This is a genomic window from Arthrobacter sp. sptzw42 (assembly GCF_059089685.1).
On sequence record NZ_JBNHEX010000006.1, the window covers coordinates 216,937 to 241,630 of the forward strand.

22 protein-coding genes and 1 pseudogene are annotated in these 24,694 nt (G+C 65.3%); 6 read left to right on the forward strand and 17 right to left on the reverse strand.

All coding sequences use genetic code 11. The features are described from left to right. Nucleotides 1-40 precede the first annotated feature (40 nt). From cmk to AC5RT4_RS10390, 7 genes are all read right to left on the reverse strand, one after another. Entirely contained in the window at nt 41-754 is a 714-nt protein-coding gene (cmk, locus tag AC5RT4_RS10360; protein WP_494105646.1) for a (d)CMP kinase, read from the reverse strand. Further along, nucleotides 754-1,863: a prephenate dehydrogenase gene (locus tag AC5RT4_RS10365; protein WP_494105647.1), complete on the reverse strand. Its 1,110-nt coding sequence runs from the start codon at nt 1,861-1,863 to the stop codon at nt 754-756. The genes cmk and AC5RT4_RS10365 overlap by 1 nt, the downstream gene beginning before the upstream one ends. A gap of 3 nt (nt 1,864-1,866) precedes the next feature. Next, a complete protein-coding gene (locus AC5RT4_RS10370) occupies nt 1,867-3,075 on the reverse strand; it encodes a pseudouridine synthase (RefSeq protein WP_494105648.1) in 1,209 nt (402 codons plus the stop codon). Nucleotides 3,076-3,190: 115 nt separating this feature from the next. Continuing rightward, entirely contained in the window at nt 3,191-3,853 is a 663-nt protein-coding gene (scpB, locus tag AC5RT4_RS10375; RefSeq protein ID WP_494105649.1) for an SMC-Scp complex subunit ScpB, read from the reverse strand. Continuing rightward, complete coding sequence (locus AC5RT4_RS10380) at nt 3,850-4,662, reverse strand: segregation and condensation protein A (protein WP_494105650.1); 813 nt, start codon at nt 4,660-4,662, stop codon at nt 3,850-3,852. The genes scpB and AC5RT4_RS10380 overlap by 4 nt, the downstream gene beginning before the upstream one ends. A gap of 8 nt (nt 4,663-4,670) precedes the next feature. After that, on the reverse strand, nt 4,671-5,570 hold the full coding sequence (locus tag AC5RT4_RS10385; protein ID WP_104045332.1) for a ParA family protein: 900 nt from the start codon (nt 5,568-5,570) through the stop codon (nt 4,671-4,673). Between the two features lie 244 nt (nt 5,571-5,814). Beyond that, nucleotides 5,815-7,164: a cation:dicarboxylate symporter family transporter gene (locus AC5RT4_RS10390; RefSeq protein WP_494105651.1), complete on the reverse strand. Its 1,350-nt coding sequence runs from the start codon at nt 7,162-7,164 to the stop codon at nt 5,815-5,817. Between the two features lie 138 nt (nt 7,165-7,302). Here AC5RT4_RS10390 and AC5RT4_RS10395 point away from each other — a divergent pair, with 138 nt between their 5' ends. From AC5RT4_RS10395 to AC5RT4_RS10420, 6 genes and pseudogenes are all read left to right on the forward strand, one after another. Further along, on the forward strand, nt 7,303-8,937 hold the full coding sequence (locus AC5RT4_RS10395) for a sensor histidine kinase (RefSeq protein ID WP_494105652.1): 1,635 nt from the start codon (nt 7,303-7,305) through the stop codon (nt 8,935-8,937). Beyond that, the gene (locus AC5RT4_RS10400; RefSeq protein WP_494105653.1) at nt 8,934-9,647 is read left to right on the forward strand and encodes a response regulator; all 714 of its coding nucleotides are present in this window, start codon (nt 8,934-8,936) and stop codon (nt 9,645-9,647) included. Before AC5RT4_RS10395 ends, AC5RT4_RS10400 begins: the two co-directional genes overlap by 4 nt. Nucleotides 9,648-9,787: 140 nt before the next feature. Beyond that, nucleotides 9,788-10,442, forward strand: a pseudogene (locus AC5RT4_RS10405) (GntR family transcriptional regulator); the annotation flags it as partial. After that, nucleotides 10,438-11,958: an MmgE/PrpD family protein gene (locus AC5RT4_RS10410; protein WP_494105654.1), complete on the forward strand. Its 1,521-nt coding sequence runs from the start codon at nt 10,438-10,440 to the stop codon at nt 11,956-11,958. The pseudogene AC5RT4_RS10405 and the gene AC5RT4_RS10410, both read left to right, overlap by 5 nt. Next, entirely contained in the window at nt 11,958-12,860 is a 903-nt protein-coding gene (prpB, locus tag AC5RT4_RS10415; RefSeq protein WP_494105655.1) for a methylisocitrate lyase, read from the forward strand. The genes AC5RT4_RS10410 and prpB overlap by 1 nt, the downstream gene beginning before the upstream one ends. 58 nt (nt 12,861-12,918) lie before the next feature. Beyond that, complete coding sequence (locus AC5RT4_RS10420) at nt 12,919-14,058, forward strand: bifunctional 2-methylcitrate synthase/citrate synthase (protein ID WP_494105656.1); 1,140 nt, start codon at nt 12,919-12,921, stop codon at nt 14,056-14,058. A gap of 75 nt (nt 14,059-14,133) precedes the next feature. Here AC5RT4_RS10420 and AC5RT4_RS10425 read toward each other — a convergent pair whose 3' ends face one another. The 10 genes from AC5RT4_RS10425 to AC5RT4_RS10470 form a co-directional block, all read right to left on the reverse strand. Next, nucleotides 14,134-14,616, reverse strand: a complete 483-nt coding sequence (locus AC5RT4_RS10425) for an 8-oxo-dGTP diphosphatase (RefSeq protein WP_494039388.1) — start codon at nt 14,614-14,616, stop codon at nt 14,134-14,136. Between the two features lie 2 nt (nt 14,617-14,618). Next, entirely contained in the window at nt 14,619-15,647 is a 1,029-nt protein-coding gene (xerD, locus tag AC5RT4_RS10430) for a site-specific tyrosine recombinase XerD (protein ID WP_494105657.1), read from the reverse strand. Next, nucleotides 15,647-16,306 carry an NUDIX domain-containing protein gene (locus AC5RT4_RS10435; protein WP_494105658.1) on the reverse strand — a complete coding sequence of 220 codons (660 nt, stop codon included), beginning with the start codon at nt 16,304-16,306 and terminating at the stop codon, nt 15,647-15,649. The genes xerD and AC5RT4_RS10435 overlap by 1 nt, the downstream gene beginning before the upstream one ends. Nucleotides 16,307-16,332: 26 nt before the next feature. Continuing rightward, entirely contained in the window at nt 16,333-18,102 is a 1,770-nt protein-coding gene (pyrG, locus tag AC5RT4_RS10440; RefSeq protein ID WP_494039385.1) for a CTP synthase, read from the reverse strand. A 113-nt stretch (nt 18,103-18,215) separates the two neighbouring features. Continuing rightward, the gene (gene recN, locus AC5RT4_RS10445; RefSeq protein ID WP_494105659.1) at nt 18,216-19,955 is read right to left on the reverse strand and encodes a DNA repair protein RecN; all 1,740 of its coding nucleotides are present in this window, start codon (nt 19,953-19,955) and stop codon (nt 18,216-18,218) included. A gap of 3 nt (nt 19,956-19,958) precedes the next feature. Further along, the gene (locus AC5RT4_RS10450; RefSeq protein WP_494039383.1) at nt 19,959-20,984 is read right to left on the reverse strand and encodes an NAD kinase; all 1,026 of its coding nucleotides are present in this window, start codon (nt 20,982-20,984) and stop codon (nt 19,959-19,961) included. A gap of 13 nt (nt 20,985-20,997) precedes the next feature. Beyond that, the gene (locus AC5RT4_RS10455) at nt 20,998-21,813 is read right to left on the reverse strand and encodes a TlyA family RNA methyltransferase (protein WP_494105660.1); all 816 of its coding nucleotides are present in this window, start codon (nt 21,811-21,813) and stop codon (nt 20,998-21,000) included. Beyond that, complete coding sequence (locus AC5RT4_RS10460; protein ID WP_494105661.1) at nt 21,813-22,064, reverse strand: hypothetical protein; 252 nt, start codon at nt 22,062-22,064, stop codon at nt 21,813-21,815. The genes AC5RT4_RS10455 and AC5RT4_RS10460 overlap by 1 nt, the downstream gene beginning before the upstream one ends. A gap of 9 nt (nt 22,065-22,073) precedes the next feature. Further along, nucleotides 22,074-23,063 carry an HAD-IIA family hydrolase gene (locus tag AC5RT4_RS10465; protein ID WP_494105662.1) on the reverse strand — a complete coding sequence of 330 codons (990 nt, stop codon included), beginning with the start codon at nt 23,061-23,063 and terminating at the stop codon, nt 22,074-22,076. A gap of 6 nt (nt 23,064-23,069) precedes the next feature. Next, nucleotides 23,070-24,694: tetratricopeptide repeat protein (locus tag AC5RT4_RS10470; protein ID WP_494105663.1), on the reverse strand; the 1,625-nt coding region annotated here is incomplete at its 5' end.

Here is a 24,694-nt window from a genome sequence, read left to right on the forward strand (position 1 = left end):
GGCGGATGGGATGTCCGGCCTGGGCTTGGCCGCGGTGGTATCAGTCACGGTTCAAAACCTTGGTCACAATCACGAGGGCCGCGGCAACTGTTTGGTCGAAGTCCAAATCGGAAGAATCGAGGGTCACTACGCCGGAAGCGGCCTGCGTGAAGTTGACCACCGTGGAGTCCTTGGCGTCACGGTGCGTTACCTGTGCGGCCAGCTGCTCGGCGTTTTGGGTACCGCCGAGCTGGATTCCGCGCCGGCGCAGCCGTGCCTCTTCGCTGGCCGTCAGCAGCATGCGCACCTCAGCACCGGGGGCGACGACGGTGGTGATGTCCCTGCCCTCCACCACCATTCGGCGGTGGTGCTTGTCGATCAGTTCGCGCTGGCGACGGATGAGCTCCGTCCGCGCCCCAAGGGTGGTGGCAACGGCACTGACTGCCGAGGAGATGGCAGGTTCACGGATGGCATCCGTAACGTCAACCCCGCCCACGCGGACGTACTCCTCCTGCGGGCTGGTGCTCAGGGCCAGGACCAGGTCCCTGGACGCCTGCTCCACCGCCGCGCCGTCGTCAAGGTCGATGCCCTGGTTGAGGCAGTACCAGGTAAGAGCCCGGTACATTGCGCCGGTGTCCAGGTAGGCAAGCCGGAGCCTGCGGGCCACTTCCTTGCTGACGCTGGACTTGCCGGAACCCGACGGCCCGTCGATGGCAACCACCAACGGCCTGCCGACGCGAAGCGCGGGCACGGTGTCAAGAAGTTCTTGTGTCATTACTGGAGTACCCGCCATCCGCGGTCGTTGAGTGCTTCGATCAGGTGGTCATGCTTGTTCGGCAACACGGAGATTTCCACCATACCCACGTTTTGGCCTGACGAGTGGTCCAGGCGCAGGTCCTCAAGGTTCACGCCGATTTCGCCGATCTCGGTGAGGAGCCGGGCAATTTGACCCGGCTTGTCGTCCACCAGGACGGTGAGCCACGAATACGCCTGGGGAGGCCCGCCGTGCTTGCCCGGAATCCGCGCCTGTCCCGCGTTGCCTTCACTCATCAGCTGTGCCAGGTCAAGCCGGGCGCCCGGGGCTGTTGGCTCTTCCAGCGTGCTGATAAGGCGGTTGAGGTCCTCCCGAACACCATAGAGAATTTCGACCACCTTGGCCGCGTTGCCGCCCAGGATCTGGACCCAGAGGGAAGGATCACTCGCGGCGATCCGGGTGACATCCCGCAATCCGTTGCCTGCAAGGGACAATGCGTGCAGCGGGGTTCCCTGCAGCCGGCTGGCCAAAAGCGATGACATGACCTGCGGCAAATGCGATACCAGGGCCACGGCTTCATCGTGTTCGTCAGCAGTGAACTGGGAAACAACCGCCCCCAGGTCCGTAGCCAGTGAGCGGGCGGTCTGAAGGGCAGCGCCGGACGTTTCCTCCGAGGGGCAGACTACCCAGGGCATCGAGGTGAATAGCTCTCCGCGGGCTGCAACGGGGCCGGACTTTTCCCGCCCGGCCATAGGATGCGTGCCAACGTAGCGGGAAAGATCCACGCCGCGGCTGCGCAGCGCAGCGAGGATTTCCGCCTTGACACTTGCGATGTCCACAACAACGGAGTGCGGGTAATCAGCCAGCGCCTTTGCCACAACATCGGCCGTGACATCCGGCGGTGCCGCGACAACCACCAGCTGCGGGCTGGCGCCGGCAAACCCGGCCAAGGGCTGGCCCGCGCCAATGTCCACCGCAACAGCCTGGTTGGTGGGCGAAGGGTCGGAAAGGAAAACCGGCACACCCCGGCCGCGCAGGCCCAACCCGATGCTGGTGCCCAGAAGCCCCGTGCCGAGGACCACCACGGGACCGTCCAGGTGCCCGCGGCCCTGGCTGTGGAAAGCGGACATGCCCTAGAGCCCTACGGACGCCAGCAGATGGCCGACTTCCTGCTTGCCAAGGTTGCGGATGCTTCCCTGGCGCTGGTCACCCAGGCCGATGGGACCTACCTTGACGCGAACCAGCCGCAGTACCGGGAATCCGACGGCGTCGAACAGGCGGCGGACAATGCGGTTCTTGCCAGAGTGCAGCACTACTTCGATCAGGACGTGGCCGGGAGTGGAATCCACGAGCCGGAAGGAATCCACTGACGCGAAACCGTCCTCAAGTTCCACACCTTCCTTGAGCTTGGCACCAATGCCCTGCGGGAAGGGGCCCCGGACCTGGACCAGGTACGTCTTGGGCACCTCGTAGGAGGGGTGCGTCAGGCGGTTGGCGAGTTCGCCGTCGTTGGTCAGCAGCAGCAGGCCCTCGGTAGCGACGTCGAGCCGGCCCACGTGGAACAGGCGTTCGCCCTGCTGGTGGCGGAGGAAGTCGCTGATGCAGGGGCGGCCCTCGGGATCCTCCATGGTGGAAACAACGCCCTTGGGCTTGTTGAACACCATGTACACCAGGTTCTCGTCGAGCTGGATCCGGAGTCCATCAACGTGAATGACAGCGGTTTTGGGGTCGATGCGGACGCCGAGCTCGGTGACTACCTGGCCGTCCACCTCCACCCGGCCCTCGGCAATCATTTCCTCGCAGACACGGCGTGACGCGACGCCGGCGGAGGCCATGACCTTCTGCAGGCGGACGCCGTCGGCATCATGGAGTTCAGACTGGGGAACCTCGCCCCGCGGGGCTTTCCTGCGGGAGGGCCGGCGGACCGGACCCAGGTTCTGGCCGAAGCGTTCGCTGCCGAAAGCACGGGAAGCTGCTGCTCCCGGCGCGCCGGTGCGCGGTTTTGGCTTAAGGGCTCCCGGGGTCCCTGGTGCTTTCTTCGCGCCGGGCTTGCGGGCGGCAGGCTTCCGTGAAGAGGGTTTGGCGGATTTTGGATCCGTTGCCCCACGGCCCGGCTGGCCACCGGCAGCAGCCTCGTCCGGATCGATGAAGCGCTCCTCGCGGGGCTTGGGTGCGCGGTGCGGGCGGTCGCTGCCGAATCCGGCACCGCGCTTTGGGGCCCCGCCGCGGAAACCGCCGCCCGGCTTGCCGCCCTGGGAGGAGCTGCGCTGTGATGAGTTTCGTTCCGAACCGTTACGTCCCGAACCGTTACGTGGTGAACCCTGGCGTCCCGCCTGTGTCATGACCCGTCCTTCGATATGTTGACCGGCTGGGTGTCCATGGACAACCCTAGCCAGCCCTGCAGAAATAATCTGCCCTTGTGAGTACTCTTGCGTGCAGCCCGGGGTTGCGCCCTGGCTACATTCCTTCGGTGTCGTAGAACTCTGCGATACCGTCCAGCCCCGGCAGATGCGGGGACAGCAGCGGCAGCTCAGCCACCGAGCCGATCCCCATCCGTTCCAGGAAATATGAAGTGGTCCGGTAGAGGATGGCGCCGGACTCTGCATCCGTTCCCGAGTCCTCGATCAGTCCGCGCTGGGCAAGCGTCCGTACGACAGAGTCAACATTGACTCCCCTGATTGCGGACACCCTGGTCCTGGAAACCGGCTGGCGGTATGCAATGACCGCCAGCGTTTCCAAGGCGGCCTGGGTAAGCCTGGCCGTCTGGCCCTCCAGCACATATTTGCCCACGATGTGCGCAAACTCCGTACGGGAGTAGATCCGCCAGCCACCGGCGACTTTCCGCAATTCAAAACCCCGGGGGCTGGAGCCTAGACCAGTTCCACTGGCTTGATCCAAATCCGGGGCTTTAACAGTATAGCCGCTATACTCCCGCTGAAGTTCTGCGAGCAGGGCAGCGACCGTGGCAAGGGGAAGGTCAAGTCCTGCCGCCAGTTCTTCCTCCAAGGCCGGCTGGTCGATGACCATAAGTACCGCCTCAAGGGCGGCCTTGGCCCCGCCGGGAAGACTTTCAATGTCCGGCTCCGCAGCGGGGGCCGCTTTTGTTGGCTGCTCAGTCACAGCTGCTCCTCAAATTCTTCGCTCAGGTTTTCGGCAGACCATTCCGCCTTTCCGGCAGTCCAATGAACAGCCAGGTCCCCGAGCGGGGACAGTTGGTCGAAGGAAACGGCCTTGTCCCGGAACAGTTCCAGGAGGGCAAGGAACCTCGCAACAACCACCAGGGTGGATTCGGCATCGGCGATCAGGGCGCGAAAGGTCAGCGGTGATTCAAGCTGAAGCCGCAGGCCCATCGCTTCTGCCTGCTCCTTTACGCTGACATTGCCCCCATGAAGGTGGGACAGGCCGACTTCTGTTGGCTTTGAGGCCTTTGGCAGCAGTGCGGCCTCAGCCATGCGGGCAAACTGTTGCGGAGTGTGCTTCCAGACGAGCTCGGGAAGCATGGCGGCGAAGTGTCCCTCCAGTGCCACCTGCCGGGGAAAGCGCTCGGCCTCCTGCTGCAGGGTTTCGCCCAAAAGGCCCGCGACGTGCTTGAAGGCCTTGTACTGGAGCAACCGGGCGAAGAGCAGGTCCCTGGCTTCCAGCAGCGCGATGTCTTCATCGTTCTCGACCTCCCCGGCAGGGAGCAGCCGGGCGGCTTTGAGGTCCAGCAGCGTGGCCGCGATGACCAGAAACTCACTGGCCTCGTCCAGGGCCCACTCTTCGCCCAGTTTCTGCAGGTTCCGGATGTACTTGATGAACTCGTCGGTCACCGTGGCAATGGCTACCTCGGTGATGTCCAGCTGGTGCTTTGCAATCAGTCCCAGCAGGAGGTCGAAGGGTCCTGTGAAGTTGGCAAGCCGTACCTCGAAGCCGGGTTTTGATTCGGCCACCCGGGTGGCTACGGTGCGCCGCCGCGCGAAATCAGCTCCTTGGCCAGCCTGCGGTAGGCGTCGGCACCCACGTGGTTGCCCGCGTAGCTGGTGATCGGTTCTGCTGCGACAGTAGCGTCCGCGAACTTGATGGAGCGCTTGATGACGGTTTCGAAAACCTTGTCCCCGAAGGCCTCCACCAGGCGGGTAATGACCTCGCGGCTGTGCAGCGTCCGGGCGTCGTACATGGTGGCCAGAACACCGTCCACCTGCAGGCGCGGGTTAAGCCTGTCCTGGACCTTGTCTATGGTCTCCACCAATAGCGCAACCGCGCGCAGGGCGAAGAACTCGCAGATGAGCGGGATGATGACGCCGTGCGCGGCGGTGAGGGCGTTGACGGTCAGGAGGCCAAGGGACGGCTGGCAGTCGATGAGGACGACGTCGTAATCGTCCTCCACTTTTTTGAGGGCACGGTCGAGGACCTGCTCGCGGGCCACCTCGTTGACCAACTGGACTTCCGCCGCGGAAAGGTCGATGTTTGCGGGCAGGAGGTCCACGTTTTCGACGCCGGTCTGGTGGATGGCGTCACGGATGTCCACCTTGCGGTCCATCAGCACGTTATAGACCGTGAGGTCGAGTTCATGGGGGTTAACGCCCAGGCCGGCAGACAGTGCGCCCTGGGGATCAAAGTCGACCAGGAGCACACGGCGGCCGTACTCGGCCAGTGCCGCCGCGAGGTTGATGGTGGAGGTGGTCTTCCCTACGCCGCCCTTTTGGTTGACCATGGCAATGACGCGGGCCGGACCGTGGGAGGCCAGGGGCGCTGGTTCCGGGAACTCACGGTAGGGGCGCCCGGTGGGTCCCATCACCGCATCTTCCAGGTCGAATTGCGTGCCCTCCAGAGTTGCTGAACCCTGTTCGCTGCTCACGTATCTATCCACACTTTCGATGACGTTGATTTCCTGCCGCTGGCTGGCCAGCAACGCTCCTTCTTCTTCCCAAGGTTACAGCGCCCGACACGGTATTCGAGGCAACTTGACTTTCTGCGGATGTTGAGCCTTGACCCTCTAGCTGAGGTCGAAGGTTGGCCTGCAACAAGACAAAATTGCCCCCGCAGCGAAGGCTGCGGGGGCAATTTTGTCTTGTCGGCAGAGCTTCCGCCCGTAAGGAGGATCAGGCGCTGGCGGGAACCGTCCGGGCTCCTTCTTCCTTGTGCACCACCTCGCCGTGGTGGTGCGCCATCATCGTTGCCTCGTCGAACGGTTCGCGGCCGGAGAGGACGTCGTTTACCTGGGCGCCGTCGATCTCCTTGACCCAGGTGCCGATCAGGATGGTGGCCACAGCGTTGCCGGTGAAGTTGGTGAGGGCACGGGCCTCGGACATGAACCGGTCGATGCCGACGATCATGCCCACGCCGCCCAGCAGTTCCGGCTTGTGTGCCTGCAGGCCGGCGGCAAGGGTGGCCAGGCCGGCGCCGGTGACGCCGGCGGCGCCCTTGGAAGCGATGATCATGAAGACCAGCAGGGAGATCTGTGCGCCGAGGTCCAGCGGGGTTCCCATGGCGTTGGCAACGAAGAGAGAGGCCATGGTCAGGTAGATGGCCGTGCCGTCCAGGTTGAAGGAGTAGCCGGTGGGTACCGTGACGCCGACGACAGGCTTGGAGACGCCGAGGTGTTCCATCTTGGCGATCAGGCGGGGCAGGGCAGCTTCGGAGGAGGACGTGGAGAAGATGAGCAGGTACTCCCGGCCCAGGTACTTCATCAGCTTGAAGATGTTGACCCCGGTAACCACCTTGAGCAGGCCGCCCAGGATGATGACGATGAACAGGGCGCAGGTGATGTAGAAGGCGGCCATCAGGGTGAACATGCTGACGATGGCCTGGAAGCCGGTGGCGCCAACTACGGCGGCGATGGCACCAAAGGCGCCGACGGGGGCGAGCCACATGATCATGATCAGGATGCGGAAGACCAGTACCTGGCCGTGGCCGATGGCCTTGAGGATCGGCGCGCCCTGCGGGCCCATCTTCTGAAGCGCGAAGCCAACGAGGATGGCGGCGAACAGCGTCGGCAGGACCGGAATATCGCCCGGGATGATGTTGAGCAGGAAGGCAACGGTGCTGTCGACCTCTGCCTTCTTGTTGGGATCGTACGGCGCCAGCTTCAGGCCCTCGCCCGGGTGGATCAGGTTGCCCACCACCAGGCCGATCGCGAGCGCGAACGTCGACATCGCGACGAAGTAACCGAGCGCCAGGCCGCCCACTTTGCCCACCGTGGCCGCCTTGGCGATGGAGCCGATGCCCAGGACGATGGTGCAGAAGATCACCGGAGCGATCATCATCTTAATGAGCTTGATGAACCCGTCGCCGAGCGGCTTGAGGGATTTGCCAACCTCAGGGAACATCAGGCCGACCAGTGCGCCGAGGATGACGGCGGCGATAACGGCGATGTAGAGGTAATGCGATTTGTCGATGCCCTTGCGCCGCGTCCCCACGGTGTCAAGCGACTCTCCTCGTTGAGAAGCCATGATGTGTCTCCTTTGGATAATCTGATAGACGCTGCGGCACAATCTCTGGGCTCTACGCGTCCTCCGGTGTGATATCCATCATTGGGCACGTGGTGATCCAGCTCACCGTTGCGTTCATATTGGTCGTGGGAGGTACAGATGATCCACCGCTGGAGTATCGCCCGACGGCTCTTCGTGGCGAACCTGCTGATTGTGGCGGCGTTCATCGCCGTGGTTGGCACGGCCACGTATGTGGACGCCCGCGACCGTACCTATGACGAAGCGGGGCAGCGGATGGCGGGAATAGCAGCTGCCATCGCAGCCAGTCCGCTGGTGTTGGAAGCGGCCGCTTCCCCAAACCCGTCCCCTACCCTCCAGCCGTTTGCCAATAACGTCATAGCGGCAACCGGCGTGGACTTCATCACCATCATGGCGCCGGACCGGACGCGGTGGACGCATCCCCGGAACGAGGAAATCGGACGGCCCTACATTGGTTCCATCGAGGCCGCGCTTCGCGGCGAGGCCTTCACTGAGGTGGTGGCCGGAACCCTTGGGCCATCAGTCCGCTCCATCGTTCCAGTCAAGGACGGCGCGGGAGCGGTGAAGGCTATGGTGTCTGTCGGCGTGACTGTGCGGACCATCGATGTGGCCCTCGCCGGGCGCCTGCCCGCCCTCCTGGCCATCGGCCTGGCCCTGCTGGTGGGGGGCTCCCTCGCGTCGTGGCTGCTGGGCCGCTACCTCCGCCGGGTCACCCGCGGCTGGGGGCCGGAGCAGCTTGCCCAACTGTTTGCATACTACGAATCGGTGCTGCATTCCGTACGGGAGGGACTGATCCTCATCGACACAAAGGGCCAGGTGGTGATGTACAACGACCAGGCGGCGGAACTGCTGGGCCTGGAAGGACCCGCCAGCAAAGACCCTGCCCGTCCGCCCTCGCTGGCCGACTTGCCGCTCGAGGAGGGGCTCCGGACGCTCTTCGAGTCCGGGCGGAGCGCCAAGGACGAGATCATCCTGACCGGTTCGCGCATCCTGGTGGTCAACCAGGGTCCCGCCAAGGGGCCCGGATCCCCGGGCAGCCGCGGCAGAACGCCCGTGTACGGCACCGTGGCAACATTGCGGGACCGCACAGAAATAGAAGCCCTTGGCAGCGAGCTGGAAACAATGCGCACCCTCTCCGATGCCCTCCGGGCCCAGACGCACGAACACGCCAACCGGCTGCACACCATGGTTTCCCTACTGGAACTGGGCCGCACCCAGGAGGCCCTGGCCTTCGCCACCAAGGACCTGGAGCTTAGCCAGCAGCTGACCGATGACATGCTCAGCTCCGTGGATGAGCCCGTTGTTGGCGCCCTGGTGATGGGCAAGGTGGCTGAAGCCCACGAACGCGGGGTGCAGCTGGATGTTGCAACCCTCGGCTCAGCCAGTGTTGCCGGAATCGCCGTCCAGGACCTGGTGACCATCCTTGGTAACCTGCTGGACAACGCCATGGACGCGGCGGCGGACGGCCCGCCGCCGCGCCGGGTGGAGCTCACGGTGGAGTCCGACGAGGAAGGACTGGACATCACAGTCCATGATTCCGGCCCCGCCATCGATCAGGCCGCAGCGGAGAACATTCTGCGGCACGGGTACAGCACCAAACCGGCAGGCCCCGGCGGCCGGGGCATTGGGCTCGCCCTGGTACGGCAGGCGGTCCAGCGCCTGGGAGGCAGCCTTGCCATTAATGGACGGCGGGGCGCCAAGTTCGAGGTGTTCCTCCCCGCAGCAATCCCGGCACAGAAGGAGCACCAACAATGAGCATCATCCGGGTCCTCGTGGTGGAGGACGAGGCCATCTCAGCCGCCGCGCACGCAGCCTACGTGGGGCGGCTGCCAGGCTTCGAACTCGCCGGCACCGCCCCCGACGGCCAGTCAGCCCTGCGGTTGCTGAACGAATTCGCCGCCGCAGGAAACCCGGTGGAACTTGTTTTGCTGGACATGAACCTGCCCGACCTCCATGGCCTGGACATTGCCCGCCGGATGAGGGCGGCAGGAATACTTGCAGACATCATCGCCATCACAGCAGTCCGGGAGCTGGCCATCGTCCGCAGCGCCGTTGCCATCGGTGTTGTCCAGTACCTGATCAAGCCGTTCACCTACGCAACCTTTGCGGACAAACTGGCAAGCTACCAGCAGTTCCGGCAGCAACTGGCCGGACCGCAAGGCGGGTACGGGAAGTCAGGGGCCTCCCAAACGGACGTGGACCAGGCGTTTGCCAGCCTGCGGGCACCCTCCGAACTGCCCCTGCCGAAGGGCCTCTCGGTGTCCACCCTGGCTTCGGTCCAGGAGTTCATAAAGCAGCAGCACGGCGCCGTCTCCGCCACCGAGGTCATGGACGCGCTGGGCATGTCCCGCGTCACCGCGCGCCGCTACCTGGAGTACCTCGCCGACGCCGGAACGGTATCCAGGACATCCCGCTACGGCACGCCGGGCCGGCCGGAGAACGAATACCGGTGGAGCGGCCGCTAACCCGGCCTGTACATAGGCTGGATCGAGCACCTGGAGAGCCGCTGTATACACACGGCGGGAGTTGATGGTCTTTTTTCGGGGAACGGTGCAAAGGCAGGCCCTCCTGTATACACTGGCCTTCCACCATCGAAGGGAAACCAGTGCGAGCAAGCGACCGCGCCTACGCCGCGCTGCGCGATGACATCGTCCAGTGGCGCCTCCAGCCAGGCGCCCTGCTTGCCGAAGTGGAGCAGGCAGAACGCCTGGGCGTCTCACGCACGCCACTCCGGGAGGCGCTGGGGCGCCTGACCGCAGAAGGACTGACGACGGCGGCGGGCGGCCGCGGCGTCGTCGTCACAGATATTTCGCTGGAGGATATTGACGAACTGTTCGAACTCCGGGAGACGCTGGAAGGCAAAGCAGCCGCCCTCGCCGCCGAACGCGGCGATCCGGAAACGTTCCGGGAGCTCGAAGCCGGCTTCCGGGCAGCGCCGTCGCTCCTTACCGGGGCTGCCCCCGCCCTGGAGGACTATTACCTGCTGGTGGGCCGGCTGGACTCCGCCGTTGATTCCGCCATCTCCAATTCCTACCTTGCCCAGGCCATGCGCAGCCTTCGGGTCCATCTGGTCCGCATCCGACGCCTTGCTGCCGATGACGCTTCCCGGCTCACAGCAGCAGCGGCGGAGCATGCCACCATTGCCGAGGCCATTGCGGCCCGGGACCCGCGCCTGGCCCAGGCCGCCACCACCCTCCACCTCCACCGCAGCCTGTGCCACATCAAAGCCACCCACCCATCCCGCTAAGGAGCACCATGGTCAAGGAACACCACGTCCGCGTTTACAAAAGCGAAGAAAACCTGCCGCGCGAGGACCAGCTTGCGTACAAAATCGCGAAGGTTGCAGCCGATCCCGTAAAGGTGCCCGCCGACGTCACGGACATGGTGATCAACCGCGTTATTGACAACGCTTCCGTGGCAGTCGCCTCGCTCAACCGGGCACCGATCATTGCAGCCCGGGCGCAGGCACTCACCCACGGCCCCAGCTCCGGCGGGAAGGGCTCACATGTCTTTGGGATCGGCGAGCGCGTCTCCCCTGAGTGGGCGGCGTGGGCCAATGGGGTGGCGGTGCGTGAGCTGGACTACCATGACACGTTCCTGGCGGCGGATTACTCCCACCCCGGGGACAACATTCCGCCGATCCTCGCCGTGGGCCAGCATGTGGGGTCCAGCGGCCGGGACCTGGTGCGTGCCATCGCCACAGGATATGAAATCCAGGTGAACCTGGTGAAGGCAATCTGCCTGCACAAGCACAAGATCGACCATGTTGCCCATTTGGGCCCTTCCGCCGCGGCGGGGATCGGAACATTGCTGGGGCTCGACGTCGAAACCATCTTCCAGTCCGTGGGACAGGCCCTGCACACCACCACCGCCACGCGGCAGTCCCGCAAGGGTGAGATCTCCACGTGGAAGGCCCACGCCCCAGCCTTCGCCGGCAAGATGGCAGTGGAAGCGGCAGACCGGGCGATGCGCGGACAGACTTCCCCGGTTCCCATTTACGAAGGCGAGGACGGGGTGATCGCCTGGCTGCTGGACGGCCCGGACGCCTCCTACCAGGTACCACTGCCCGAAGCCGGCGAGGCCAAGCGGGCCATCCTGGACACCTACACCAAAGAACACTCCGCTGAGTACCAGGCGCAGGCCTGGATTGACCTGGCGCGGAAGCTGAACCGGAAGCACCCTGAGGCTACGGATCCCGCCAACGTGAAGTCCGTGCTGATCCGGACGAGCCACCACACCCACAATGTCATCGGGTCCGGGGCCAACGATCCGCAGAAGTACAGCCCCACCGCTTCGCGGGAAACCCTTGACCACTCCATCCCCTACATCTTCACTGTCGCCCTGCAGGACGGCGCCTGGCACCACGTGGATTCCTACTCCCCTGCCCGTGCTGCCCGGCCGGACACTGTAGACCTGTGGCAAAAGGTCAGCACCGAGGAAGACCCCGAGTGGACCCGCCGGTACCACTCGCTGGACATTTCGGAGAAGGCCTTCGGCGGCTCCGTGGAAATCACCCTCGCAGACGGGACCGTCCTCAAGGATGAGATCGCCGTTGCCGACGCCCACCCGCTCGGCGCCCGCCCCTTCGGCCGTTCTCAGTACGTCAACAAGTTCCGCACCCTCGCCGCCGGCCTCGTGGAGGAGGCAGAGATCGATCGGTTCCTTGCCGCCGTCGAACGCCTGCCGGAGCTCGCTGCCGGCGAGCTGGACCAGCTGAACATCACCGCGGCGCCCGGCGTCATCGATCCCGCCGCCTCCCCCAAAGGACTCTTCTGATGCTGTACTCCCAGGTAACGCCCGAGCAGAAGCGGCTCCGGTTCCGTGAACTCCTTGCCGCCGGGACCATCGCCCAGTTCCCCGGGGCATTCAACCCGCTCTCGGCCCGGTTGATCGAGGAAAAGGGCTTTGCCGGCGTCTACATTTCCGGGGCCGTCCTGGCCAATGATTTGGGCCTGCCCGACATCGGCCTGACCACCCTCACGGAAGTGGCCACCCGCGCCGGGCAAATTGCCCGCATGACGGACCTGCCCGCAATCGTGGACGCCGACACCGGCTTTGGTGAACCAATGAACGTGGCACGGACGGTGCAGGAACTTGAGAACGCAGGTTTGGCCGGGCTTCACATCGAGGACCAGTTCAACCCCAAGCGCTGCGGCCACCTGGACGGCAAAAACGTTGTGGACCTGGAGACGGCAACCAAACGCATCCGGGCAGCTGCGGACGCCCGCCGCGACCCGAACTTCCTCATCATGGCGCGCACCGACATCCGCGCCGTGGACGGGCTCGAGGCCGCGCAGGACCGCGCCCGGGCCCTGGTGGAAGCGGGAGCGGACGCCATCTTCCCCGAGGCCATGAAGGACCTTGGCGAGTTCCGGGCCATCCGGGAAGCCGTGGACGTGCCGATCCTTGCCAACATGACCGAGTTCGGCAGGAGCGACCTGTTCACCACGGAGCAGCTTCAACGTGCCGGCGTGAACATGGTCATCTATCCGGTAACGCTTCTCCGTAGTGCCATGGGCGCCGCCGAGCGTACGCTGGAATCGATCAAGGCTGAGGGCACGCAGGAAGCGCAGGTGGGCAGCATGCTGACCCGCGCACGCTTATACGATCTCGTTGACTACGAAGGCTATAACCGCTTCGACAGCGGAGTATTCAATTTCCGGGTCCCCGGGGAGTAGGGAAAGCCACGCCGGCCCGGTCCGGCACAACAGGCGACAGGAACGAAGGAGTTTCAGCATGGCTGAAGAGGACATCAAAAAAGGTCTTGCCGGCGTAGTGGTGGATTACACGTCCGTCTCAAAGGTCAACCCGGACACCAATTCCCTGCTCTACAGGGGCTACCCGGTCCAGGAGCTTGCCGCAAGGTGCAGCTTCGAGGAAGTGGCTTACCTGCTGTGGAATGGTGAGCTGCCCGGCCGGCAGCAGCTGGCAGAGTTCACTGCCCGGGAGCGGGCGGGCCGTGACCTGGACCCGGTGGTCAAGCAGGTTATCGACGCGCTGCCGGAGAGCTCCCATCCGATGGATGTCTGCCGGACCGCCGCCTCGGTAATGGGAGCCCGGCATCTCCTCGCTGAGGACTCCTCCCGCGAGGCCAACATGGCCAAAGCCATTGACCTGTTCTCGGCCATGCCGGCGGTGGTGGCCTACGACCAGCGCCGCCGCCACGGGCACGGTCTCATCGAACCCCGTGATGACCTCGGCTATTCCGCGAATTTCCTGTGGATGACCTTCGGCGAGGAACAGGTGCCGGAGGTGGTGGAGGCCTTCAACGTCTCAATGATCCTCTACGCCGAGCACTCCTTCAATGCCTCGACCTTCACAGCCAGGGTGATCACCTCCACGCTCGCGGATCTGCACTCGGCGGTGACGGGAGCCATCGGTGCTTTGAAGGGGCCACTGCACGGCGGCGCCAACGAGGCCGTGATGCACACCTTCGACGAGATCGGCATCCGGCCGCAGGAATCCCTGGAGGAAGCGGCGGCCCGCGCCAAGGCATGGATGGAAGACGCGCTGGCCCAGAAAAAGAAGGTCATGGGCTTCGGTCACCGCGTCTACAAGCACGGTGACTCACGGGTGCCCACCATGAAGGCCGCCCTGGACAAAATGATCGCCCACTACGGCCGCCCTGAGCTGCTGGGGCTCTACAACGGGCTGGAGTCAGCCATGGACGAGGCGAAGGGCATCAAGCCAAATCTCGATTATCCGGCCGGCCCCACCTACCACCTCATGGGCTTCGATACCCCCACCTTCACTCCCCTGTTTGTGGCCAGCCGCATTACCGGGTGGACCGCGCACATCATGGAGCAGCTGGAGGCCAACTCCCTGATCCGGCCGCTGAGCGAATACGTGGGGCCCGAGGAGCGGCACCTGCCTTAGGCGCCTCATCGGCCAAGGTACGACGGCGGCCCGGTCACCTCCCGGTGGCCGGGCCGCGGTATGTTGCTTATTGCCTTAAAAGAGGAGGCTTTCCGATGAGGCGACGGCTTCGTTGTCGTTGTCCATGGTGACCACGATGTTCACCCTGCCGCCTTCGAGTACCACCGGCAGCCAGTGGCCGGCGTCCTGCCACATCCGGTCCACCGGCAGGGCAGCGGTGTCGAACCAGGCCGGAGCAATCTCATCGCTCTCGGTGGGCTCGCCTTCCCAGCGGACGGAGGTGAACAGCCGCGTGTCCATGTCCCACTCGGGTTTGGCAGGAAACACGAAGCGCACGATGCCGGCGTCCCTCAGGTCACCGGGAAGGATTCCCACGTCGGCTTCCTCCCGAACCTCCCGGATGGCTGCTTCGGCGTCAGTTTCCCCCGCTTCCACATGGCCGCCGATGCCGACGATCTTTCCACGCCCGAAGCCGGTCTTTTTCATCCCCAGCAGGACTTGGGAGGCGCCGTCCACCTCGCGGAGCAGGAAACACAGTGCTACTGCGGCAGCAGCCACGATCAGCCCAGTGCCCGCGGGTGTGCTGCGGCGTAAGTCTCACGCAGGGTGTCCGCGGTGACCAGTGTGTAGACCTGGGTTGTGGTCACGGACGCGTGCCCCAGCAGCTCCTGGACCACGCGCACGTCCGCGCCGCCTTCGAGCAGGTGTGTGGCGAAGGAGTGCCGGAGGGTGTGCGGTGAGACGTCCCTGGTGATGTTGGCCTTCTCCGCGGCAGCCTTCAGGATGGTCCAGGCACTCTGGCGGCTGATGCGGCCGCCGCGGGCGTTAAGGAACAACGCCGGCGTTCCCTTTCCCTTCGCGGCCAGCAGCGGGCGGCCGCGGACCAGGTAGGAATCGAGGGCACGGGCGCCGTAGGAACCCAGCGGTACCAGCCGTTCCTTGGAGCCTTTTCCGAACAGCCGTACGATGGCCGGCCCCGTCTCCGGCTCCTGCAGGGAGATGTCATCCACGTCCAGCCCCACCGCCTCGCTGATGCGGGCGCCGGTGGAGTACAGGAATTCCAGGAGTGCGCGGTCGCGGAGCCCGGTGGCGGTGTCGGTTCCGGCCGCCTCCAGGATCCTGGTGACCTCGTCCACGCTGATGGCTTTTGGCAAGCGCTTCCCGGGCATGGGCGGGTGTACATCACTGGCGGGGTCCGTTGTGGTGAACCCTTCCAGGGCCCAAAACTTGTGCAGCCCCCTGACGGCCACCACTGTCCTGGCGGCGGAGCGCACGCCGAGGGCGGACCCGCCGTCGGACCCGTCCGTGAGGGCGCGCACGAAGCCTGTCACATGGTGGCGGGTGATGTCTTCGGGGCGGCTGCAGCCGGCTGCGGCCAGGTGCCGGGAGTACCGGGCCAAGTCCCTGCGGTAGGCCGCCAGCGTGTTGGCTGCAACGCCCCGTTCAACGCCCATGTGCTGCAGGTAGTCCGTGATGCCGCGGTCAATGGCCGATGGCGGGGCAACTGGCCGCGCGGCGTCACTGATCTGTTCCGGAGCTTCCTGAACCGGTGCAGCAGGAGCCAGCTCAGCAGAGGGACCAGGGACCATCAGCGCTGGCTGGGGTGCGCGGGCCAGGGCGCGTCCGCGGGGCGGAGAGTGGCATATCCCTCAGCGCGGGCCGCTGCAGCGGCGAGAATCCCGACGACGGCGGACGGGTTGTGGAGCCGGCCGGCCAGAACGGACTGCACGGCGTCGTCAAGGGCGATCCAGTGAAACTCGATCTCGGCTTCCTCGTCCGTACGCAAATGGCGCTCATGGTCCGGGACGTAGGTGAGGTTTCGGGCCAGGTAAATTCGAATGGCCTCGCTCGAGGAACCGGGTGAGTTGAAGAAGTCGGCCAGGACATTCCAGGTGCCGGCAGCGAGATCTGCCTCTTCGGCGAGCTCACGGGCGGCGCCCACCACGAAGTCCTCACCTTCGATGTCAAGCAGCCCGGCGGGAATCTCCCAGAGGTCCATACCCACCGGGTGCCGGTACTGCTTCAGAAGGAGGATCTCGCCGTCGTCGTTCATGGGCAGGACGGCCACGGCGCCAGGGTGTTCAATGTAGTCCCGGGTGAGGGCCTCCCCCGTTTCCTGCAGCAGGAAGGTGTCACTGACCACGTCCCAGATCCGGCCTCCGTAAACCTTTTCCGTAGACAAAAGACGGCGCGGGCTCGGTGCATCCGAAACCTGGACTACATGGGTGGCTTCAGGTGTACCGGGCATCGCGCCGTCCTTTTGTCGTGCGGGAACTACTTAGCGGCTACCGTACCGGACTGCTCGGCCTCCGGAGCAACAGCACCAAGGCCGGCGGCCGTGTCGGCGCCCTCCTGGTGGTCCAGGGCTGCCTTCACAAGCCCGGCAAACAGCGGGTGCGGACGCGTGGGGCGCGAGCTCAGCTCAGGGTGCGCCTGGGTGGCCACGTAGTACGGGTGGACGTCGGCGGGGAGCTCGACGAACTCCACCAGCTTGCCGTCCGGCGACGTGCCGGAGAAGACGAGCCCCTCGGCTGCGATCTGCTCACGGTACTTGTTGTTCACCTCGTAGCGGTGTCGGTGGCGTTCGCTGACGGTGGTCTTGCCGTACGTCCCGGCGATCACCGAGCCGGCATCAAGCTTGGCTTCGTAGAGGCCCAGGCGCATGGTGCCGCCGAGGTCGCCGCCGCCTTCAACAAACTCCAGCTGCTCTTCCATCGTGGCGATGACGGGGTACTTGGAGTCCGGCTCGAACTCGCTGGAGGAAGCCCCCTCCAGCCCCACAACGTTGCGGGCGTACTCAATGACCATGCACTGCAGGCCCAGGCAGAGTCCCAGCACGGGAAGCTTGGTTTCGCGGGCAAACTTGAGGGCGCCGAGCTTGCCCTCCAGGCCGCGGATGCCGAAGCCGCCAGGGACGCAGATGGCGTTGACCCCGTCCAGGGCCTGGATGGCACCTTCACGGGTTTCACACTCGTCGGAGGGGACCCACCGGATCTTGACCTTGGCATCATTGGCGAAGCCGCCGGCGCGCAGTGCCTCAGTGACGGACAGGTAGGCGTCCGGGAGGTCGATGTACTTGCCCACCAGTGCGATTTCAACGTGGTGCTTGGGGTTGTGGACGGCCTCAAGCAGCTTGTCCCAACTGGTCCAGTCGACGTCCTTGAACGGCAGGTCCAGGGCACGCACAATGTACGAATCCAGGCCCTGGCTGTGCAGGGTCTTGGGGATGTCGTAGATGCTGGGGGCATCTGCGGCGTTCACCACGGCGTCGATGTCGACGTCGCACATCCGGCCGATTTTTTCGCGCATGGCGTCCGGCACTTCGCGGTCTGAGCGGATAACGATCGCTTCGGGCTGAATGCCGATGGAGCGCAGCGCCGCCACGGAATGCTGGGTGGGCTTGGTCTTCAGTTCCTGGGAGGGCCCAATGTACGGCACCAGGGACACGTGCAGGAAGAAAACGTTGGTGCGGCCGATGTCCTGGCGGACCTGGCGGGCCGATTCGAGGAACGGCTGGGACTCGATGTCGCCAACGGTCCCGCCGATTTCGGTGATGATGACGTCCGGGGCGTTCTTGCCTTCGGCGGGAAGGCGCATGCGGCGCTTGATCTCATCGGTGATGTGCGGAATGACCTGTACGGTGTCGCCGAGGTACTCACCGCGGCGTTCCTTCGCGATGACGGTGGAGTACACCTGGCCGGTGGTCACATTGGCCGAGCCCTCGAGGTTTTCGTCGAGGAAGCGCTCGTAGTGTCCAATGTCCAGGTCTGTCTCGGCGCCGTCGTCAGTGACGAAGACTTCGCCGTGCTGGAAGGGGTTCATCGTGCCCGGATCCACGTTCAGGTAGGGATCGAGCTTCTGCATAGTTACAGACAGGCCGCGTGCCCGCAGCAGATGACCGAGGCTTGATGCCGTCAGTCCCTTACCGAGCGAGGACGCCACACCACCGGTTACGAAGATGTGTTTGGTCGTCTTGGACGAGCCCGGGAACCGGGAATTTACACGGGAATTTGATCGCTGCACCACGGAATTCGAGCCTATCATCAAATGAGCCTTCCACGGGTCCGGTAATTGTTCCCCAAATGATCCATACTGCGGCTCCGGACTTGAGGCAGGCAAGGGGCCCGCCGGGCCGGCCGTCCGTGGCCGGCAACGGGTCAGGCCCGCTGTGGCAGCAGTTTGGCGTCGTCCAGCAGCTCCTGCGCATGTGCCTGCGCCGACTCCGAGTCTTCCTGGCCGGCCAGCATCCGGGCCAGTTCGCGCACCCGTTCCGGGCCGGCGAGGAGTCGGACATCACTTGAGGTGAAACCGGTGGCTGTCTTGCCGTCCGCTCCCCTCACGGAGGTTTTGGTGACCGTAATGTGCTGATCCGCGAAGGCGGCCACCTGCGGCAGGTGGGTAACCACCAGCACCTGCACGTGGCGTGCCAGCATGGCCAGACGGCGGCCGATCTCGACGGCGGCGCGTCCGCCCACTCCGGCGTCCACTTCGTCGAAGACAAACGTGGGAACCGGGTCGACGGCGGCCAGCACCACCTCGATGGCCAGCATGACGCGCGACAGCTCACCGCCGGACGCCCCCTTGCCCAGCGGCCTGGCGGGAGCTCCTGAGTGCGGCTGCAGCAGGAAACTGATTTCGTCCGCGCCATGCGGTCCCGGCTGGCCAGTGCCCTCGAGGTTGATCACCAATGTGGCATCGGCCATGGCCAGGGCCTTCAGTTCAGCGCTGACGCGGGATGAAAGCTCCTTGGCCGCTTTGGTCCTGATTTTAGTGATGGCCGCCGCCTGCTTCTGCAGGTCCGCCCCGGCCCGGGTCACCTCGGCGTCCAAAGTTTCGATCCGGGTTGAATCGTCCTGCAGCTCTTCAAAGCGCACCCGGGCATTGTCAGCCCATTGGAGGACTTCGTCGACGGAGGGCGCGTACTTGCGGATCAGCTTGGCCAGGACGGCGCGCCGGTCCTCGATCTCGGCGAGCCGTTCAGGTCCTTCGCTGTCCAGCCCGGCCTGGTAGCTGGCCAGTTCGGTGGCGATATCGTTCAGCAGGAACCCCACCTCAGCCAGCCGGGCTGCTGCGGAACCGAGCTCGGCATCGTGCTCAGCCACGTGCTCCAGGGTGCGCTTGGCGGCATCCACCAGGGTTGTTGCGTCGCCTGCTTCGCCAAAGTCCTCGGCGATCAGGGCCTGGTGGGCGGTGCTCGCCGCAATCCGCAGTTCCTCGACGTTGGCGAGCTTGACTGCCTCTGCTTTGAGGAGTTCGTCCTCCCCCGGCTGCGGGTCCACGTCGTCAATCTCAGCCAGTGCCGCCTCCAGGGACTCGGCTTCCCGGAGCCGGTCCCGGGCGGCGCTGCGGAGCGAGTCCAGCTCTGCCTGGATTGACTTCCAGTGGCTGTAAAGGTCCTGGTAGGCGCCCAGCGGACCGGCCAACGATTCGTCCGCGAACTTATCCAGCGCCCCGCGCTGCGCTGCCGCGCCTTTGAGCCGGATCTGGTCCGACTGGCCGTGGACCACAACAAGCGTTTCGCCGATCTCGGCAAGGACACCCACCGGTGCGGCACGCCCGCCCAGGAAAGCACGGCTGCGGCCATCTGAGCCAAGCCGGCGCGCGAGGATCAGCTCAGCGCCGCCGTCGAACTCTTCCGCTTCGGCACCTGCGTCGAGGGCGCGCGCAATGGCGGGGTGGCCGGAATCGAGCTTAATCACGGCCTCTGCAGTTGCGCTCTTGGCACCGCTGCGGACGGCGCCGGCGTCCGCTCGGGCTCCCAGGAGAAGGCCGACGGCGGTGACCACCATGGTTTTTCCGGCACCGGTTTCGCCGGTGACCACGCTGAGCCCGGGGCCCAGCGGCAGAGTTGCGTCAGTAATGACGCCCAGATCGCGGATTCTCAGTTCTTCAAGCATGGTTCACTTTGCGGTTGAGGGATCGGGATCGGCGTCCGGCTGCCCGCTGCCGGCCACCTGGAGCGGCGGCATGGGCCGGGGTGTCCGGACGATGGGAATGGGGCCCGTGTGGATGGATTCGGCTTTGGGGACGGGTCCCCGCCAGCCGTGGATGGGCAGTTCGAACTTCCGCACCAGCCGCGCCGAGAACGGGGTCTGATGGGTCCGCGCCAGCCGCACAGGAGTTGCTGACTTCGTCACTTCCACCCGGGCGCCCGGCGGCAGATCCACGGAGCGCCGGCCGTCACACCAGAGGACGCCCTGGGCATCTGTGCGGCCGAGGACTTCGACAGCGAGGCGTGAGCGGGGCGAGACCACCAGCGGCTTGGCAAAGAGTGCGTGCGCGCTGATGGGGACAATGACGAGTGCCTCCACCTCCGGCCACACCACAGGACCGCCCGCTGAAAATGCGTAGGCCGTTGATCCCGTGGGAGTGGCAACAACGATGCCGTCACAGCCGAAGGAGGTGAGCGGACGCTGGTCCACCTCGGTAACCACCTCGAGCATGCGTTCGCGGTTGGCCTTCTCGATTGCGGCCTCATTCAAGGCCCAGGTGTGCCAGATCTTCTGTCCCCGGACCCACACCTGGACGTCAATGGTCATGCGCTCTTCCACCGTGTATTCGCGGCTGGCGATCCATTCGACGGTTTGGGCCAGGTCCGCCCGTTCGCTTTCGGCGAGGAAGCCCACGTGGCCGAGGTTGACGCCGAGCAGCGGCACGTCCACTTCCCGGACCAGTTCGGCCGCGCGCAGGATCGTTCCGTCCCCGCCGAGGACCATCACCAGTTCAACGTCGGGGAGCTGGACGTGGTCGTGGAGCACCTCCACGGGCTGGGCGAGGTGTCCGAAGAACCTTTCCATGTCATCCAGCTCTGATTCCTGCATGACCGGGACTATGCCGGAGGCGTGAAGCTGGGCGCAGGCCTCCCAGGCGGCCTTCAAAGATTCCTCACGGCCAGTGTGGGCGAGGACCAGTACACGCCTGCTCATCAGGTTCCGCTTTCTAGTGGTTGTGCCAGATACGTCCGAGCAAGGCAGCGGTGGCTGCGTCTCGCTCTTCGATCTTAGGCAACTCTTGGTTGATCCTGCGCTTTATCCACAGGAAGTATTCAACGTTTCCGTCCTGGCCGGGCAGCGGGCTCTGGGCAAGGCCGGCGAGCTCCAGTCCCGCCTCCTGCGCTGCCCGGGCCACTTTCTCCACCGCCATCCGGCGTTCCCGTTCAGAGGTGACTACCCCGGTGCGGCCCAGGCGGTCCTTGCCGATCTCGAATTGCGGCTTCACCATCAGCACCAGGTCACCGCCCGGCTCGGTGCAATCCGCCAGCGGCTGCACTACCAGGGTCAGGGAAATAAAGGACAGGTCAGCCACGGTCAGCGAAGCCGCGCCGCCTATGTCCTGCGGCTTCATGTAGCGGACGTTGAGTCCCTCGTGGACTTCCACGCGCGGATCGTCCCGCAGCTGAGGGACCAGCTGGCCATGCCCGACGTCGACCGCCACCACCCGCGAGGCGCCGCGCCGGAGCAGCACATCAGTGAAGCCGCCGGTGGAGGCGCCGGCGTCAAAGCACCTTTTCCCGGCGGGAGAAACTTCGGGAAAGGCATCGAGGGCCCCTGCCAGTTTGTGCCCGGCGCGGCTCACGTAGCTGTCCTGCCCGTCGTGCCGGACCACGAGGTCTTTGTCCTCAGGAACCTGGAGTGATGCCTTGCCGAGCACTTGGCCCGACGAGCTAACTTTTCCTTCAGCTATCAGCATGGCGGCATGGGTGCGGGACCGGGCAAGGCCGCGCGCAACCAACGCCTGGTCAAGGCGCAGCGGCATCAGGCGCCGTCCGAATTCCTGATCCGGGCGCGGTGGTGCTCCGCCGGATCGGCGTCCAGGGCGGCGCGCAGTTCATCATGGAGTTCGCTGTAAACCGCTTCATGCTCCGCCACCGGTGTCCGGCGCAAAGCGTCCAGGCGGCCGAGGGACTGTTGGACCAGAGGGTCCGCCACCTCGGCCTGGCCGGCTTGCGGCCAGTCCGGGGAGGGCTGGGCTGCTGTTGGATGGTCGGGTTGGCTCAGCACAGACATGCAACCAGCCTAGTGATCCATCCACACGAGCTTCGGCGCCTGGGGCGTGGAGGCGTCCGGTGTCGCTGCCCACCACGCGGCGCACGCCGCACGCCACGAATCGAGGTTGTCCTGGGCGCCAATGATGCCGACGGCGCCGTTTGCCACACGTGCGGATGTCTCGCCACAGGTGTAGGTACCGTCGGCTTCCGTGACTGGCGGGTACGGGCGGTGCAAGCCGGCCAGGGAACTGATGATGTATTTAGGGCGTTCAGCAGAGCGGGCAGCCAGGATGGTCAGCCGGGTGTCGACGCCGGTAAGGACCGCCACGGTGGCGAAGCCTGCGTTGTTGCCGCCCAGGATATCTGTGTCCAGCCGGTCGCCGACCACCAGGGGACGCTCGGCGGCAAGCCGCTTTGCGGCGGAGTGGAAAAGCGGCGCCTCAGGTTTGCCGGCGACGCGGGGTGTTTGGCCTGTAGCGGCGGTGACCGCCGCGACAAGGGTGCCGTTTCCGGGTGCGATGCCGCGGGCCTGCGGTACGGTCATGTCAGTGTTGGTAGCCACCCACATCGCGCCGGCAGATACCACGTAGGCTGCCTCAGCGAGTTCCTTCCAGCCGATGGCCGGGTTAAAGCCCTGGACCACCGCCACAGGGTCCTCCTCCTGGCCATACACGGGAACCAGGCCAACCAGGTCGATTTCGTGTGCCAGGGCAGGGCTTCCGGTGACAAGCACTTTGGAACCTGAGGGCAGCTCAGAGGCCAGCAACTCGGCAGCAGCCTGGGATGAGCTCACCACCTGGTCGTCATCGGCGGGTGCACCGAGCTCCCGGAGATGCGCTGCGACATCGGCAGGACGGCGCGAGGCGTTGTTCGTCACATAGCCCAGGCTCACCCCCAGGCCCGCCAGCTGCTGGAGTGATTCCACCGCATCCGGGATGGCGTGCGGTCCTGCATAGACCACGCCGTCCAGGTCTGCGAGCAGTGCATCGAACCGGGAAATCAGAGTCGCTTCTGTCATTGGCCTTTAGTCTTCCCGGCGATCCTGGTGATCCTGCTGATCTTCAGGAGCGTTGCCGGCGGGCAGTTCCTCTCCGTCGTGGTCCAGTTCATCGGTTTCGACCGAGTCCTCGTCAGATTCGGCGTCGTCGGAAACGAAGTAGTCCGGTTCCTCGTCATCGATGCTGGCGTCGACGGCGTGGCCTGCTCCGGATGCCTCTTTTGGGACGGCTTCAGATATTGCGGCTGCGCCGGTTGTTGCACGCGTGTCAGCGGGAGCAGCTGAAGCCGAAGCGGAAGAGGCGCGGTCCAGCAAGCGCCGGCGTTCTGCTTCCTCGCGGGCTTCCTCCTGCTCGTCCCAGCCCAGGTCGATAATGTCGGGTTCTTCGTCAACGCCCAGGCCGAGGGCGTTCTCCGCCACCACCGCCTGCTTCTGCCACTTCTCCGCCTCGGCGGTACGGCCCACTGCGGCGAGTGCGTCCGCGTAAGCGCGGAAGAGGCGGGGGCTGTAGGAGAACGCACGGTTGATGTCCAGCTGCGGGATCTCCAGTTCGGCCACGGCGGCGTCGAGCTGGCCGAGGTCGGTACGCGCGCCGGCAGCCACGATGGCGAGCTCGGCCTTGCCGGGAGCGTCGAGGTCCTGGGCTTCCTCGGACCGTACTACGTCCAGCGCACGGTCCGGACGCCCGAGGCCGCGTTCGCAGTCAGCCATCACCGGCAGATGTACGTTGGAGCCGCTGATCCGGCGGTAGGTCCGGAATTCCCGAAGCGCCTCGCCGTAGTGGCCGGCAGCATAGGCCGTAAGTCCAACAGCTTCGCGGACAGCAGCGAGCCTTCCACCGCGCCGGCTGGCAGCAAGGGCGTGCTGGAACGCCAGTTCCGGCTCGTCGTCAATCAAGCGGCCGGCCATCACCAGGTGGCGGGCAACCCACTCCGCGCTGGCGGCCTCGAGAGTCTTGATCTGGTGCTGCGTGGCCCGGTCCAGCTCTTTCCCGGTAACATCGTCGTCAATCTGGGGAGACCGTTCGCGATCCGGACGGTTGGCGCTTCGGAGGTCGCGCAGGTTGGGAACGCGGGCAGGACGCTCTTCCTGGCGGTCCCGGCCAAAGGTGCGGGGTCCCGCGTCGCGGTCAAAGCTCCGGGGTCCGGCGTCGCGGTCAAAGGTGCGGGGTCCGGCGTCGCGGTCAAAGCTCCGGGGCGCACGGTCCTGGCGGTCGCCGCGGCCCGGACGGTCGCTGAAAGGCTTCCGGTTCTCTCCCCCGCCAAAACTCCGGCGGTCGCCCTCACCGTCACGGCGCGGTCGGTCACCAAAGGAGCGGTTTTCGCGATCACCAAAGGGTTTGCGGTCGCGGTCGCCGTAAGGCTTGCGGTCACGGTCACCGGCTCCAAAGCTACGGCGCTCGCCCTCACCCTCACGACGCGGACGGTCACCAAAAGGCTTCTTGTCCCGGTCACCGTAAGGCTTGCGGTCACGGTCACCGAACGGTTTGCGCTCACCACCGGAGAAACCCCGGCGTTCTCCCTCGCCATCGCGGCGCGGACGGTCCCCGGAGGGTTTGCGGTCACGGTCACCGGCTCCAAAGCTACGGCGCTCGCCCTCACCCTCACGACGCGGACGGTCACCAAAAGGCTTCTTGTCCCGGTCACCGTAAG

Coding starts and splice junctions, on each gene's coding strand:
- cmk (WP_494105646.1), bottom strand. CDS start 754: ATGACACAAGAACTTCTTGACACCGTGCCCGCGCTTCGCGTCGGCAGG.
- AC5RT4_RS10365 (WP_494105647.1), bottom strand. CDS start 1,863: ATGTCCGCTTTCCACAGCCAGGGCCGCGGGCACCTGGACGGTCCCGTG.
- AC5RT4_RS10370 (WP_494105648.1), bottom strand. CDS start 3,075: ATGACACAGGCGGGACGCCAGGGTTCACCACGTAACGGTTCGGGACGT.
- AC5RT4_RS10390 (WP_494105651.1), bottom strand. CDS start 7,164: ATGGCTTCTCAACGAGGAGAGTCGCTTGACACCGTGGGGACGCGGCGC.
- AC5RT4_RS10395 (WP_494105652.1), top strand. CDS start 7,303: ATGATCCACCGCTGGAGTATCGCCCGACGGCTCTTCGTGGCGAACCTG.
- AC5RT4_RS10400 (WP_494105653.1), top strand. CDS start 8,934: ATGAGCATCATCCGGGTCCTCGTGGTGGAGGACGAGGCCATCTCAGCC.
- AC5RT4_RS10410 (WP_494105654.1), top strand. CDS start 10,438: ATGGTCAAGGAACACCACGTCCGCGTTTACAAAAGCGAAGAAAACCTG.
- prpB (WP_494105655.1), top strand. CDS start 11,958: ATGCTGTACTCCCAGGTAACGCCCGAGCAGAAGCGGCTCCGGTTCCGT.
- AC5RT4_RS10420 (WP_494105656.1), top strand. CDS start 12,919: ATGGCTGAAGAGGACATCAAAAAAGGTCTTGCCGGCGTAGTGGTGGAT.
- xerD (WP_494105657.1), bottom strand. CDS start 15,647: ATGGTCCCTGGTCCCTCTGCTGAGCTGGCTCCTGCTGCACCGGTTCAG.
- AC5RT4_RS10435 (WP_494105658.1), bottom strand. CDS start 16,306: ATGCCCGGTACACCTGAAGCCACCCATGTAGTCCAGGTTTCGGATGCA.
- pyrG (WP_494039385.1), bottom strand. CDS start 18,102: ATGATAGGCTCGAATTCCGTGGTGCAGCGATCAAATTCCCGTGTAAAT.
- recN (WP_494105659.1), bottom strand. CDS start 19,955: ATGCTTGAAGAACTGAGAATCCGCGATCTGGGCGTCATTACTGACGCA.
- AC5RT4_RS10450 (WP_494039383.1), bottom strand. CDS start 20,984: ATGAGCAGGCGTGTACTGGTCCTCGCCCACACTGGCCGTGAGGAATCT.
- AC5RT4_RS10455 (WP_494105660.1), bottom strand. CDS start 21,813: ATGCCGCTGCGCCTTGACCAGGCGTTGGTTGCGCGCGGCCTTGCCCGG.
- AC5RT4_RS10460 (WP_494105661.1), bottom strand. CDS start 22,064: ATGTCTGTGCTGAGCCAACCCGACCATCCAACAGCAGCCCAGCCCTCC.
- AC5RT4_RS10465 (WP_494105662.1), bottom strand. CDS start 23,063: ATGACAGAAGCGACTCTGATTTCCCGGTTCGATGCACTGCTCGCAGAC.